Annotated in this window: 13 protein-coding genes; 12 read left to right on the top strand and 1 reads right to left on the bottom strand. The window is 44.7% G+C overall.

The window, feature by feature from the left end; all coding sequences use genetic code 11:
• Positions 1–332: 332 nt before the first annotated feature.
• Genes oppB through K941_RS0105990 form a run of 3 tightly spaced genes read left to right on the top strand, consistent with a single transcriptional unit; the run spans position 333 to position 3,762 of the window.
• Entirely contained in the window at positions 333–1,253 is a 921-nt protein-coding gene (oppB, locus tag K941_RS0106000) for an oligopeptide ABC transporter permease OppB (protein WP_029102904.1), read from the top strand.
• A gap of 12 nt (positions 1,254–1,265) precedes the next feature.
• A complete protein-coding gene (gene oppC / locus K941_RS0105995; RefSeq protein ID WP_029102903.1) occupies positions 1,266–2,162 on the top strand; it encodes an oligopeptide ABC transporter permease OppC in 897 nt (298 codons plus the stop codon).
• Between the two features lies 1 nt (position 2,163).
• Positions 2,164–3,762 (top strand): ABC transporter ATP-binding protein, encoded by a 1,599-nt coding sequence (locus K941_RS0105990; protein WP_029102902.1) that lies wholly within the window; start codon positions 2,164–2,166, stop codon positions 3,760–3,762.
• Positions 3,763–3,841: 79 nt separating this feature from the next.
• Here the strand turns inward: K941_RS0105990 and K941_RS0105985 are convergent, their stop codons facing one another.
• The gene (locus K941_RS0105985; RefSeq protein ID WP_036387698.1) at positions 3,842–5,068 is read right to left on the bottom strand and encodes an NRAMP family divalent metal transporter; all 1,227 of its coding nucleotides are present in this window, start codon (positions 5,066–5,068) and stop codon (positions 3,842–3,844) included.
• Between the two features lie 210 nt (positions 5,069–5,278).
• Between K941_RS0105985 and xthA the strand changes: the two genes are divergently transcribed.
• From xthA to K941_RS14910, 9 genes are all read left to right on the top strand, one after another.
• Positions 5,279–6,094: an exodeoxyribonuclease III gene (xthA, locus tag K941_RS0105980; RefSeq protein WP_029102900.1), complete on the top strand. Its 816-nt coding sequence runs from the start codon at positions 5,279–5,281 to the stop codon at positions 6,092–6,094.
• 304 nt (positions 6,095–6,398) lie between these two features.
• Positions 6,399–7,025: an alpha/beta hydrolase gene (locus K941_RS0105975; RefSeq protein ID WP_228130373.1), complete on the top strand. Its 627-nt coding sequence runs from the start codon at positions 6,399–6,401 to the stop codon at positions 7,023–7,025.
• 17 nt (positions 7,026–7,042) lie between these two features.
• Complete coding sequence (locus K941_RS0105970) at positions 7,043–7,582, top strand: hypothetical protein (protein ID WP_147287564.1); 540 nt, start codon at positions 7,043–7,045, stop codon at positions 7,580–7,582.
• Positions 7,582–8,679, top strand: a complete 1,098-nt coding sequence (gene zapE / locus K941_RS0105965) for a cell division protein ZapE (RefSeq protein ID WP_029102897.1) — start codon at positions 7,582–7,584, stop codon at positions 8,677–8,679. Before K941_RS0105970 ends, zapE begins: the two co-directional genes overlap by 1 nt.
• 324 nt (positions 8,680–9,003) lie before the next feature.
• Positions 9,004–9,576: a nitroreductase family protein gene (locus tag K941_RS0105960; protein ID WP_029102896.1), complete on the top strand. Its 573-nt coding sequence runs from the start codon at positions 9,004–9,006 to the stop codon at positions 9,574–9,576.
• Positions 9,577–9,864: 288 nt separating this feature from the next.
• A complete protein-coding gene (locus tag K941_RS0105955; protein ID WP_029102895.1) occupies positions 9,865–11,139 on the top strand; it encodes an NAD(P)H-dependent glycerol-3-phosphate dehydrogenase in 1,275 nt (424 codons plus the stop codon).
• A 152-nt stretch (positions 11,140–11,291) separates the two neighbouring features.
• Positions 11,292–11,786: a phosphohistidine phosphatase SixA gene (gene sixA / locus K941_RS0105950; protein ID WP_029102894.1), complete on the top strand. Its 495-nt coding sequence runs from the start codon at positions 11,292–11,294 to the stop codon at positions 11,784–11,786.
• Positions 11,787–12,374: 588 nt separating this feature from the next.
• The gene (locus K941_RS17700; RefSeq protein ID WP_228130372.1) at positions 12,375–12,779 is read left to right on the top strand and encodes a hypothetical protein; all 405 of its coding nucleotides are present in this window, start codon (positions 12,375–12,377) and stop codon (positions 12,777–12,779) included.
• Positions 12,780–12,827: 48 nt separating this feature from the next.
• The gene (locus K941_RS14910; protein WP_228130371.1) at positions 12,828–13,787 is read left to right on the top strand and encodes a cbb3-type cytochrome c oxidase subunit I; all 960 of its coding nucleotides are present in this window, start codon (positions 12,828–12,830) and stop codon (positions 13,785–13,787) included.
• Positions 13,788–13,874 lie beyond the last annotated feature (87 nt).

The raw sequence follows: 13,874 nt of genomic DNA, 5'->3' as shown, positions 1-13,874 counted from the left end.
ATTTGCAATGAAAATCACGAAAAATCGCCCGTTTTTCAAGGAAAAAGTGAAGTTTGATAGTCATTTTATCAAACGAGCTTTTGACTTCGAGCCACAAGATTTAGCCATTTTTCATGCAAAAACACCATTTTATTTCTATGAAATTTCTAAATGTTAAAATGTGTTATAAAGGGAGGGCACGCCCTAGATAAAACTCATTAGTAGAGGGAATGTTAGATGATGACAAATGTAAAAAGTAATGACAAAAGGACGTAATACGTCATCGTTACATTTGTTAAACTGGCAGGATTTCTACGTTGCCATGGACTTGCAACAACAATAAGAGAGTGCTTATGTTTAAACTCATTTTTAAGCGTGTGTTAGAAGCCATTCCAACCATGCTCTTTTTGATTACCATTTCATTTTTTATGATGCGACTTGCCCCTGGTAGTCCTTTTACGGGCGAGCGTAATCTACCCCCTGCGGTACTTGCCAACATCGAGGCGAAATATCATTTAAATGACCCGATATGGCTTCAGTTTTTAAATTACCTAAAACAGCTTGCTCAAGGGGATTTTGGCCCATCTTTTAAGTACAAGGATTACACCATCAATGAACTGCTTGCCCAAGCCTTGCCTGTCTCGGTGGAGATTGGCTTGTATGCATTCATCATTGCGGTGGTGTTGGGGATTGGTCTTGGGGTTATCGCCGCTCTAAAACAAAACAGCTGGCTTGATTATGTGTTGATGACATTGGCGATGACGGGCGTGGTCATGCCAAGCTTTGTCAAAGCACCGCTACTTGTGCTGATTTTTGCGGTCATTTTAAAATGGTTTCCAGCAGGGGGCTGGAATGGTGGGGCATTCATGAATTTGGTGCTACCTGTGACAGCATTGGCGATAAGCTATGTGGCGAGTATCGCTCGTATCACAAGAGGGTCGATGATTGAAGTGATGAACAGCCCTTATATTCGCACCGCCAAGGCAAAAGGCTTGCCCTTGTCGCACATTGTCTTTAAACATGCCTTGCGTCCTGCCATGTTGCCCATCATCTCGTATTTAGGACCTGCGTTTGTGGGGATTATCACAGGCTCTATCGTGATTGAGACGATTTTTGGTCTGCCCGGTATCGGTCAGCTGTTTGTGAACGGTGCATTAAACCGTGATTATAGCCTTGTGCTGAGTTTGACGATTTTGGTGGGGGTATTGACAATCCTATTTAATGCGATTGTTGATATTTTATATGCCGTGATTGACCCGAAAATTAAATACTAAAAAGGAATGCGTATGTCTATGAATGCAAGCGAAACAGTGCAAGCCGTAGAGCCTGTGGTAAAAGGACGAAGTCTGTGGCAAGATGCATGGCGACGTTTTCGCCGTAACAAAGCCGCCATGGCAAGTGGTGTGGTGTTGCTTCTTATCACGGTATTTGTGATTGTCGCCCCCATGTTATCGCCATTTGGCTATGCTGACACAGATTGGAGTAACATGGGTATCGCCCCATCCATGGAAACCAAGCACTATTTTGGTACGGATACCTTAGGGCGAGACTTGCTCGTGCGGACAGCTGTCGGCGGACAAATCTCGCTCATGGTGGGGATTGCTGGTGCGTTGGTGGCGGTGTTGGTGGGGACGGTCTATGGTGCTGTCTCTGGCTTTTTGGGTGGTAAAGTGGACATGGTCATGATGCGATTTTTAGAAATCCTAAGTGCCTTTCCTTTTATGTTTTTTGTGATTTTATTGGTAACCCTGTTTGGGCGTAATATCATTTTGATTTTTGTGGCAATCGGTCTGGTGTCATGGCTTGACGTGGCTCGTATCGTGCGTGGTCAGACATTAAGCCTAAAAAACAAGGAATTTATTGAAGCCGCCCGAGTCACAGGCGTGAATAACTGGCAAATCGTGACCCGTCATATCGTGCCAAATGTGCTCGGCGTGGTCGTGATTTATGCGTCTCTTATCGTTCCGGGTATGATTTTGTTTGAGTCATTTTTGAGCTTTTTGGGGCTGGGCGTGCAAGAGCCGAGAACCAGTTGGGGGGCACTGCTCCAAGAAGGGGCTCAGACCATGCAAGTCGCTCCTTGGCAACTGCTTGTGCCATCTACCTTTTTGGTGGTTACACTGTTTTGTTTTAACTTTATCGGCGATGGCTTGCGTGATGCCCTAGACCCAAAGGATAGATGATATGACATTATTACAAGTAAAAAATCTGGACGTATTTTTAAAAACCGATGAAGAGCTTGTTCATGCGGTCAAAGATTCATCATTTACCGTAGAAAAAGGACAGACGCTTGCCATCGTAGGCGAGTCAGGTTCGGGCAAATCGGTCACGTCAATGGCGATTATGCAACTGTTGCCAAAAAATATCGCCAGTTTTGGTAAAGACTCATCGGTACTCTTTGATGGCAAAGAGCTACTTAGCTTGTCTGAGCGTGAGATGCGTACCATTCGTGGTGATAAGATTGCCATGATTTTCCAAGAGCCGATGACTTCCCTAAACCCATTTGTCCCTATTGGCAAACAAGTGGCAGAAGCGGTCAGCATTCACAACCCGAGCGTGAGCAAATCCGAAGCGACCAAGCTGGCACTTGACACCTTACAAAAGGTTAAAATCCCCAATGCCGACAAAAAAATGACGGCATATCCGCATGAGTTCTCAGGCGGTCAGCTCCAACGCATCATGATTGCGATGGCGATTATCAATAAGCCCGACCTACTCATCGCTGATGAGCCGACGACGGCACTTGATGTGACCACGCAGGCGGAGATTTTGGATTTGATGCTAGAGTTACAGCGTGATTTGGGCATGGCGATTATTTTAATCTCCCATGATTTGCGACTGGTGAAAAAGTACAGCGACCAAGTGTGTGTCATGCAACATGGCGTGATTATCGAGCGTGGCACAACCCAAGACGTCTTTAATAACCCACAGCACCCTTATACGGTGGAGCTTTTGACCCCCATTCCTAATAACCACAAACCCATCCTTGATGAATCTGCCCCCAAACTCATCACAGCGGACAATGTCAAGGTGGACTATGTCGTCGCACGCAACTTTTTTGGTAAGCCGACCAAGACCTTTAATGCGGTCAAGGGTATTACGCTTGACCTAAAAGTGGGCGAGACGCTTGGTATTGTGGGCGAGTCGGGTTCGGGCAAATCCACGCTGGGGCGTGCCATCATGCAGATTGTGGCGTCCACGGGCGACATTCGTTTTAATGGCGAGAAAATCATTGACACAAAGGGCGACAAACGCCAAGCCCTACGCCGCGACATGCAAATCGTCTTTCAAGACCCTTTTAACTCACTCTCGCCCCGCCTGACCGTGCGTGAGATTATCGAAGAAGGCTTGACCGTGCATTTTCCACAGATGACCAAAGAAGAGCGTCGGCAAAAGGTGGTGAAGATTTTAAAAGAAGTCAATCTGTCGCCTACCATGATAAACCGCTACCCGCATGAGTTCTCAGGCGGTCAGCGTCAGCGTATCGCCATCGCCCGAGCGATTATCTTAGAGCCGAAATTTGTCCTGCTTGATGAGCCGACTTCTGCCCTTGACCGCTCTACCCAAATCATGGTGGTCGAGCTTTTAAACGACCTACAAAAGAAATATGGACTAAGCTATATCTTTATCAGTCATGATTTGTCGGTGGTTAAAGCACTCTCTGACCGTGTGATTGTGATGAGTGGGGGCGAAGTGGTGGAGATGGGGACAGCAAGACAGATTTTTGAAGAACCAAAACATGAGTACACCCAGCTGTTGGTGCAAGCGTCTAATTTGTCTTAGTTTATCTTGATTTATTTTACCCCATCCAACAAAAAACCAGTCAAGCGACTGGTTTTTTTATCGTGGGTTGGTGCAAAGTTTATCCGATAACCCCAAAAAACTGTAACAAAAACAGCCCTGTAAACCCTGTCAAGAACACAATCCCACAGATGGCATACACGTTCATCAAAGGCGAGAGTTTCTTGCCACGGCTTTTGATGAGTGAGTAGTTCAAATAGGCAAAAATCGGTGCGGTGACAAAGGCAGAAATCATGGCAAATTTGAGCAAAGTTGCCATCTGCCCCATAAAGAACGTGATAAGCCCAAAACCTGTGATGGTGGTGACAGTCGTCCAAAACAGTGTGGTTTTGCCTGATGGCTTGTGTCCGCTGATGAGCGTAAAGCATTCGGCGTTGGCACGACCATAGCCATCCACGCAAGTGATGATGGTGCCAAACATGCACAAAAAGGCGATGAACGTCACCAAGCCCCTTGCCCATTCGCCGATGGTTTTGGTGTACATGTCAATGAGTTGCCCGATGTAGGCACCGCCTTGCATGGCAATCTCTTGTCCTGTGCCATACTGGACAAACACCCCCAATGCCAAGAAAAATAACGCCAAGATGGTAGAAGTAAGATAGCCAACATTAAAGTCAAGCAAGCCTTGCTTGTGCGTGGGGTGGTCGTCACGGATTTTTTTGGCAGTCCATATTGAGGAGATGACAGAGAATTCTAATGGCGTTGGCATCCAGCCCATCAAAGCGATGATAAAGGCAAGCCCTGCCATATTAAAGGGCGAGACCGCCACAAAGTCAGGAGCGGGTGGGGAGGCTTTTGCCCCTGCGACCATCACTGCCAAGACGGTCGTTACGGTCAAAAGAATGATGATCCATTTGGTGATATTATCAAGCACTCGAAAATGCCCAAAGATAAGCAGTGCCCAAGAAGTAACCATGACTAAGCCTGATAAAGCAATGGTAGATAGTTCAAAGGGGAGCATGTAGCTTAAAATCACTGCCGTCAGCAGTGCCACTGCCCCCGTGCTAATCATGCCTGATAAGATGGACAGGATAAAAAACGCCCAAAGATAAAATTTGGATTTTTTGGCGTAGCCTGTGATGAGACTGTCGCCTGTCTCATAAGCATAGTCAGTGGCAAAGCGAAAAAAGGGGTATTTAAAAAAGTTTGCCAATAAGATGATGATGGCAAGTTGCCAACCATACAACGCCCCTGCTTGTGTTGATGCGACCAAATGCGACCCACCAATGGCAGCAGATGCAATCAAGATGCCCGGTCCAAAGGCTCTCCAGTTAATGCGATTAGCCATAATTGCCCCAATAATAAAAATAAAGTTTTGTGATATTAGCATACTATAGCTTATTGTTTTATAATTTTTTATGATTAATAATTTATATTATGCAAAAATTATTATGTATCAAGCAGGTATTTTGTAAAAATGCTACCAACGGTCGGCATGCCCTTTATATTTGTGGTTTTGCCCTTATAATATGCCATTATTTTTTAAGAGAATATTGCAATGACTACTTTTGTCAGTTTTAATATCAACGGACTGCGTGCCAGACCACACCAACTTCTTGCCGTGCGTGATACGCTTGGGGCGGATATTATCGGTTTGCAAGAAACCAAAGTTCATGATGAAGCCTTTCCCTTAAAAGACGTGGAGAGCCTTGGCTATCATGTGGAATTTTTTGGACAAAAGTCGCATTATGGCGTGGCGATTTTGTCCAAATTTGAGCCGATTTTTGTACAAAAGGGCTTTCCCTTTGCCGATGTGGATGCCCAAAGACGACTGATTCATGCCAGATTTGATGTCAATGGGCGTAAGATTGATGTCATCAACGGCTATTTCCCCCAAGGCGAAAATCGAGACCATGAGACCAAATTTCCCATGAAACGTGCCTTTTATGCCGACCTAAACCGCTACATTGACGAGCTAAAAGGGCAGGGGCGTGAGCTTGTCATCATGGGCGATATGAACATCTCACCCCATGACAATGACGTGGGTATTGGCGAGCCAAATGCCAAACGCTGGCTAAAAAATGGCACCTGTTCATTTTTGCCAGAAGAGCGTGAATGGTATGATGAGCTGATGAGTCGTGATTTATATGACACTTACCGTAAGTTTAAGCCTGACAGTGCAGACGAGTTTAGCTGGTTTGATTACCGCTCAAAAGGCTTTGATGACACGCCAAAACGGGGGCTTAGAATTGACCATATCTTGTGTACAGACAAACTTATCCAAGACTGTGTGGATGCAGGGATTAGCTATGACATTCGTGGGCTAGAAAAACCGTCCGACCATGCACCGATTTGGGCAAGGTTTGGGGTGTGATAACACGAGTATTATTATATACTCAATAGACTTTAAAATTACCACAAACGCAATGATGTTTTGATGTAGGGGCGTGCTGTGCACGCCTACAAAAAGGGCAGTATTCAAATATCAAAAATTTGTGGTAACTTTAACACAAAAACTTATGATTCCCTTTTTATTTTAAAAATTTATTTAACATAATCCTAGTTATTTATCCCTATTTACAAAGAAATCCCAAAATTTCATCATAAAAACCCACCACAAAAACATCTGTATAAGTCTGATTTTATGCTATAATGGCTAATTTTATACTTTTAAAAACATGAAAAACTTAAAACCCACAACCCTAATCCTTGCCCCGCACATGGGCGATAATGCAGTGCTTGAAGTAGACGCACATTGGGCAAACTCGGACACGCTTGCCGTCATTTTGCACCCCAATCCCAAAGCAGGCGGGACAATGAATAATAAGGTCGTTACGACCCTATACCGCTTTTGTAAAGAAAATGGCATGGATACCGTGCGGTTTAATTATCGGGGCGTGGGGCTCTCAAGCGGTGAGATTGAGTATGGCAATGGCGAGTATTTGGACAGCCTATGCGTGCTTGATTGGGCACTGCAGCAGACGAATGCCAAGACGCTGTGGCTGGCGGGATTTTCTTTTGGGGGATTTATTGCGTGCCGTGTGGCGGATAAGGTGTTGACGGATTACGATGTTAATCTGCAAAAACTCACGCTCATTGCCCCGTCCGTTGAAAAAAACGACCCAACAGGGCTAACCTTGCCGACCGATACGCTCATGATTTATGGCGACCAAGATGAATTTGTCCGCCCAAGCAGTATGGCGGATTTTGCCGATGAGTTTGGCATACGCAGTAAAGTGATGACAGGGGCGAGCCACTTTTTTCATGGGCGACTTAGTGAGTTAAAAGAATTGATTGAAAAATGATTTGAGAAATTGTGCAGATGAATGATATTGTTTTAGATAAAGCATTTTTTGTGTACAACAAGAGAATATTTATAATATGGGTAGTTGTTTTGTTGTTCATTATGCTAATCTCAATGCTTGTATCTATCAGCTATCGCATAAAAGCACAAGAACTTCATGTAGGCATTCATGCTAACGGGGTGGCCACAACAGCGTATTTATATAAAACATTATGTTCTAGTGGCAGAAGAGGTGGGAGTGACGATGCTTATTATCGGCGTGTGGTTAATGGTAAAACCTACACACATAATCTGACAGGCGGTTGTAATAACCCACCTAAGACCATTAATATTTATTATTTGTCCGATAAGCCTTATAAATATTTAACCGAATATGAATATGCTCGTGGCGTACGTAGTTTAAAAAGCTATTTATGGGGTTCGGCACTTGTAAGCGCATTGTTTTTTGTGCTATTTCTAGGACATATTATGATGATGACGTTCAATTATACACGTGACGATGTTTGTGGTGAAAATCGCAAAATCAACAAGGCAAATATAGAGCCAAAGGAAAAATAATGACCAATTTATCCCCCCAAAAACGCTATGATGAAGCCCTAGCCACAGGCAATTTTAGCCACGATGACGTGCAAGCAAAGGCGGTTGCCTACCTTGACAAATTGCACCATGAAATCATGGCAAGCCAAAACACCAATCAAGGCTTTTTTGCCAGTCTGTTCAAATCCAAACCCACGCCTCCCAAAGGCTTGTATATGTGGGGCGGTGTCGGACGTGGCAAGACGTGGCTTATGGATATGTTTTATGACAGCTTGCCGATAGAGCGAAAAATGCGACTGCATTTTCATCATTTTATGAAACGAGTGCAGTCCGAGCTTGTCAAATTGCAAGGGCAAGTCAATCCCTTACAAAAAGTGGCGGACATTATCCATGCTGAGGCGGTTGTTATTTGTTTTGATGAATTTTTTGTCTCCAATGTGTCGGATGCCATGATTCTGGGCGATTTGTTTAGTATGCTCTTTGAGCGTGGCATTACGCTTGTGGCAACGTCCAACATTGAGCCGTCTGGACTTTATAAAAATGGCATTCACAGGGACCGCTTTTTGCCTGCCATCGAGCAAGTTGAAAAGCACACAACCGTGATGAATATTGACGCAGGCGTGGATTATCGGCTAAGATTGTTAAAGCAAGCCAAACTCTACTCATCGCCCCTAACGGACGACACCAAAGACTGGCTGTCCGAGCGGTTTGACACGCTGGCAGGTGGTCAAAAAGTGCTGACCGACCCCATTGTCATCGGTGGGCGCAAGATTGATATCATTAAGCGTACCGAGACCATGCTGTTGGCAAGTTTTAGGGATTTGTGTATGCAGCCCCGTTCGGCGTCTGATTTTATTGAGATTGCCAGTGATTTTGATACGGTGATGGTGGATAATGTCCCTGCCTTGACAGATACGTTTATGGACCCAACCAGACGATTTATTTATTTGGTGGACGAATTTTATGACCGCCGTGTCAAATTGCTCGTGCGTGCCGAGCAGTCCATTTTGGAGTTGTATCAAGGCGAAAAACTCGCCTTTGAGATTGAGCGGACACGTTCACGCCTACTTGAAATGCAGTCTGAGGAATATCTGTCGGAAGAGCATCGGGTGGAATAGGGGGCTTATAGCCAATTAACCCCAATTTGTACCAATGCTAAATTTTGAAAAATGCCATGTAGGGGCGTGCTTTCCATATCCGATGATTGGGTGAATGACATTTGTCTTGTATAAAAAACCTTGATTTTTGGGCAAATAAATTATCCCTATATATTAGACTTCCTGCAAAACCCAAAATAAGGAAAACCGTTCGTGGTGAGCTTGTCGAACCATAACGGTTTTCCGCCACCCCTCAACAAGCTCGGGGCGAACGGAAAGCCTAGTTTTGCAGGAAGTCTATTTATATTCCAAACCGATTAAAAGTAAAATCAAACGAGAACAACCATGAACGACCTAATCTCCCTTATCCATGCTCGCCGTAGCATTGGCAAGCTCTCCCTACCCATGCCAAGCCATGATGAGCTAAACACCGCCTTTTTGTGTGCGATGACCGCCCCCGACCATAAGGTGTTACGCCCCTATCGGTTTGGCGTGATGACGGGCAAGGCTCTTGATGAGTTTGGGCAGGTATTGCTCCAAGCAGGGCTTGCCAAAGCCGAAGCAGACGGCGAGAGCCTAGACGACACCGCACGCATCAAACTCATCAATATGCCAAAACGGGCTCCGATGATTATCACGGTGGCAACCGACTACAAACAGCACCCAAAAGTACCAGAATTTGAGCAACTTCTGTGCGTGGGGGCGGTGGTGCAAAACCTGCTGTTGGCACTACAAAGCATGGGCTATCGCACGGTGTGGCGGACAGGCCATTTGTGTAATGAGCCTGCCGTCAAAGCCCATTTTGAGGTTAGCGATGACAATCTCGTGTGCGGATTTGTTTATGTTGGGTCAAGCGATATTGTCATGCCTGAGCATGAAGAAGTGGATTTGGCAGAATTTGTTTATTTTTATCAATAAATTATCAATCTCAACGATTTTTGATTGTTTTTGAATGGTAGGGGCAAATTACAATTTGCCCTTGACAAAACAATGATAAAAAAATTGAAAATTTAAAAAATGTTTAATTAGACTTCCTGCAAAACTAGGCTTTCCGTTCGCCCCGAGCTTGTTGAGGGGTGGCGGAAAACCGTTATGGTTCGACAAGCTCACCACGAACGGTTTTCCTTATTTTTGGGTTTTGCAGGAAGTCTATTGAATGTTTTAACAATTTAGATATGCAAAAAATCCATGCAAAAGGATAAGCCCATGAAATTGCCAAAAGATAACCCCAAAGTCAAAAAGATTGTCGATGCAGCAAGCCAAAGCATCAATCAAGGCTTAGAAGAAGCCCGACATCTCTTAGAAAAATCCGAAGCCGAAGGCGGAATTTTGGCAAACCTTGCCCATCTTGCCAAAAAACGCAAAAAAGAGCCTAAGACTGATACATTTGGCATTCATGTGGATAAGCAAATGGATACACCCCTGCGTATCGTGGTACTCGGTGGGGGTAGTTTTGGGACGGCAATGGCAAATTTGTCCGCCAAAAACGGTTGTGAGACGACCCTGTGGGTGCGTGATAAAAAGACGGTCAAAGCCCTACAAAAAACCCGCATTAACAAAAGATACCTACCCAATCATGTGCTAGATAGCCGTTTGGCGTTTAGTCATGATTTGGCAGAATCAGTCAAAAACAAAGACATCATCTTTGTGGCGGTGCCAAGCTCGGCGGTGCGTGAGACCTTGCAAAATATCCGTCCATACATCACACATCAAGCGGTGGTGTCTTTGACCAAGGGCATAGAAAAAGGCACGTTTGCCCTGATGAGCGACATCATCAAGGAAGAATTGCCACAGGTCAATTTTGGCGTAATGAGCGGGCCGAACCTTGCCCTTGAAATCATGAATAATATGCCGTCCGCCAGCGTCATCGCCAGTCCGTCCGAGCCACTCAGAGTGGCGGTACAGACAGCACTACATAGTGCGTTTTTTCGGGTGTTTGCCTCTGATGATGTCAAGGGTGTGGAGCTTGGTGGAGCGTTAAAAAACATCTATGCTGTGGCAATGGGTATGGCAAATGCCTATGGCGTGGGTGAGAACACCAAAGCCATGCTACTTACTCGGGCGTTGGCGGAGATGAGCCGATTTGGTGTGGCGGTGGGGGCGAATCCCTTGACGTTCTTAGGCTTATCGGGTGTGGGCGATTTATACGCCACTTGTAACTCCACCCTAAGTCGCAATTATCAAATTGGTAATATGCTTGGCAAGGGTATCACGCTCGATAATGCCATTAAAAAGCTTGGGCAAACCGCCGAAGGGGTGAACACCATTGCTCAGGTAGAAGAGCAAGCCAAAAAACTGAGCATTTATATGCCAATTACCCATGCTCTATATGCGGTGCTATATGAAAACAAATCGGCTCTAAGTGTGGCGGTAAACCTGATGGAAACAGGGTTTCGAAGTGATGTGGAATTTGTCATGCCCCATGATGAGAGTAATGAAAAGCTATCAAAAGAGTTTGATAAGGTAATTAAAGGCAAGTAAAGAGAATAAGCCCAAAGATGATGAAGTTATTGATGATAATGACGATAAATAGGTTGTGATTGTTAAATTGGGCTATATTTACTTTTGAAAATTTTTAAATAAGTGTGTAGGGGCAAATTGCAATTTACCCTATATTAGAAGAAGGATTTACCATGAAACTTATCTTTATCCGACACGGACAAGCAGCCGCCTATTGTGCTGATGACGCGGGGCGTGATTTGACCGAATTTGGACAAGCTCAGGCGAACCAGACTGCCACGCATCTCACCGAGCGATATAGCCTTGACATGATTATCGCCAGTCCCTTTAACCGTGCCGACCAAACCGCCAAAATCTTGCAAAACATTGCAGATAACAAAGAAAATCCCACGTTCATCACGTTAGACAGCATCACTCCTGATGACGACCCTGTGGCAGGCGTGGCGGACATTGAGCGGATTATTACATCGCACTATGGGCATGAGCATGATAAAGTGATAGCAGTGGTGTGTCATATGCCGATAGTCGCTCGTATGGTGGCGTATCTGGACGCAGACGGCTTGCCCCCGCCGATGTTTGATTTGGCAGAATACAGAGTCATGACAGCCGATGTCATCGCCCAAGGTCTAGCACGTCAAAGCGAGAGATTCTCGCCTGTGCAACCTTGATGGACTGATAACATAACCGCTTTACAGGTTCATTTAACAAACCGCTACCTATTTGGGTGGCGGTTTTTTTGTTTGCCTTTAATAAAAATAAGTTACCTTTTATCTATAAATACAACCAATCATTAGGGCGTGTTGAACCTTTATAACACAGTCTACATTAGGCTTCTTGCAAAACCCAAAAATAAGGAAAACCGTTCGTGGTGAGCTTGTCGAACCATAACGGTTTTCCGCCACCCCTCAACAAGCTCGGGGCGAACGGAAAACCTAGTTTTGCAGGAAGTCTATTATAGAAATATTTCAGAAATAAAATCATATTTTTGCATGAAAAATGGCTAAATCTTGTGGCTCGAAGTCAAAATCCTTGTTGATATTTTAATATCAACTGCGGACTTTTCCTTGAAAAACGTGTGATTTTTCGTGATTTTTATTGCAAATACCAAAGGCAGGCACGCCCTAATAAACATAACAAATTTTAAAAATTATGTCATAAAGCATTGACTTTTGGCGGTGGGTGGGCGTACAATGCCATTTTTAAGATATATTTAAAATATATTTTTAAAACAGTCATTAAGATAATGCGATTTGGCGGTGCCAGAGTCTGACCCTTTGACCAAGATAAGCCTAACACCATCGCAAAAAGCGTTGGGCAAATACGGACTGCTTGTGGTGGCGTTATTTGTACTACAAGTATTTTTAGGTGGTTTTGTTGCTCACTATACGGTAGAAGGACATTCGTTCTATGGCATTCCTGTGGCGGACTGGTTGCCTTACTCACTGGTGCGGACATGGCACATTCAGGCGGCACTGTTTTGGATTGCCACGGCATTTTTGGCGGCAGGCTTATTTTTTGACCCCCATCATCAATGGTGGCAAAGACTCCAAATTCCAAAAACTAGGCGTGGACATTCTGTGGGTGGCGCTTATCATCGTGTGTGTGGGTTCGTTCATTGCTCAGTTCTTTGCCCTAAAACACATCATGCCTGCCCATCTTAACTTTTGGTTTCGACATCAAGGCTATGAGTTTATTGATTTGGGGCGGTTTTGCAGATTTTAAAATTTGTTGGTATTTTGCTGTGGCTTGTACTGATGGCACGTGGCTGGGCTTATGGGTTTAAACAAAAAGGCGATAAAAACCTATTGTTTATCTTTGTGGCGTCTGTGGCGTGTGTTGGTCTGTTCTACGGCTCGGGTCTGTTCTATGGTGAACGCACCAATATTGCCATCATGGAATACTGGCGTTGGTGGGTGGTGCATCTGTGGGTTGAAGGATTTTTTGAAGTATTTGCAACCGCAGCATTTGCCTTTATCTTTTATAACCTTGGGCTGGTGCGTTATAAAACCGCCACAGGAGCGACCACACCAATCATGGCAATCGGTACGTCATTTTCGGCATTGGAAGTTGTGCCACTCGTGGTGCTTGGCTATGAAGCCTATGAACATTGGGAAAAACAACATCAAGCCCCGTGGATGGACAAGTTAAAATGGCCCATCTTGTATTTTGTGGCAGTCTCGTTTTGGAACATGGTCGGAGCAGGCGTGTTTGGCTTTATGTTAAATCCGCCATTGGCACTGTTTTATATCCAAGGGCTAAACACGACTGCCGTCCATGCTCATGCGGCGTTGTTTGGTGTGTATGGCTTTTTGGCTCTCGGCTTTGTGCTGTTGATTGTGCGTTATATTCGCCCCAATCATGTCTTTGATGACAGTCTGATGAAGATGAGTTTTTGGGCTCTGAATGCAGGTCTTGTGCTGATGATAATGACAAGCTTGTTGCCCATTGGAGTGTATCAAGCCCATGCATCCATTACCGAAGGCTTGTGGTATGCACGCAGTGAAGGCTTTTTGCAACAGGACTTTTTGGTCATGCTAAGATGGATTCGCACCATTGGTGATGTGGTCTTTATCATTGGGGCGATAGCAGTGGCATGGCAAGTGGTAAAATTGGTTTTTGCCAAAGCAGGCGATGATAATCATCAGCCTAATACTCCTGTAAATCGTTAAATCTTTGTCAGTATTATAACCGCTACTCAATCTGAGTGGCGGTTTTTAATGGTAAAAAAGCGGTCAAAAGTCAATCATGAGTGATAT

The sequence above is a fragment of the Moraxella caprae DSM 19149 genome (genome assembly GCF_000426885.1).
Classification (GTDB): domain Bacteria; phylum Pseudomonadota; class Gammaproteobacteria; order Pseudomonadales; family Moraxellaceae; genus Moraxella; species Moraxella caprae.
The sequence above is the reverse complement of the archived record's forward strand: the minus strand, read 5'-3'. Positions and strand labels throughout refer to the sequence as shown.

Excerpts from the sequence above, each read along its gene's own strand:
- oppC (WP_029102903.1), top strand. The coding sequence starts at position 1,266 with ATGTCTATGAATGCAAGCGAAACAGTGCAAGCCGTAGAGCCTGTGGTA.
- xthA (WP_029102900.1), top strand. The coding sequence starts at position 5,279 with ATGACTACTTTTGTCAGTTTTAATATCAACGGACTGCGTGCCAGACCA.
- sixA (WP_029102894.1), top strand. The coding sequence starts at position 11,292 with ATGAAACTTATCTTTATCCGACACGGACAAGCAGCCGCCTATTGTGCT.
- K941_RS0105990 (WP_029102902.1), top strand. The coding sequence starts at position 2,164 with ATGACATTATTACAAGTAAAAAATCTGGACGTATTTTTAAAAACCGAT.
- K941_RS0105960 (WP_029102896.1), top strand. The coding sequence starts at position 9,004 with ATGAACGACCTAATCTCCCTTATCCATGCTCGCCGTAGCATTGGCAAG.
- zapE (WP_029102897.1), top strand. The coding sequence starts at position 7,582 with ATGACCAATTTATCCCCCCAAAAACGCTATGATGAAGCCCTAGCCACA.
- K941_RS0105985 (WP_036387698.1), bottom strand. The coding sequence starts at position 5,068 with ATGGCTAATCGCATTAACTGGAGAGCCTTTGGACCGGGCATCTTGATT.
- K941_RS0105975 (WP_228130373.1), top strand. The coding sequence starts at position 6,399 with ATGAAAAACTTAAAACCCACAACCCTAATCCTTGCCCCGCACATGGGC.
- oppB (WP_029102904.1), top strand. The coding sequence starts at position 333 with ATGTTTAAACTCATTTTTAAGCGTGTGTTAGAAGCCATTCCAACCATG.
- K941_RS0105970 (WP_147287564.1), top strand. The coding sequence starts at position 7,043 with ATGAATGATATTGTTTTAGATAAAGCATTTTTTGTGTACAACAAGAGA.
- K941_RS0105955 (WP_029102895.1), top strand. The coding sequence starts at position 9,865 with ATGAAATTGCCAAAAGATAACCCCAAAGTCAAAAAGATTGTCGATGCA.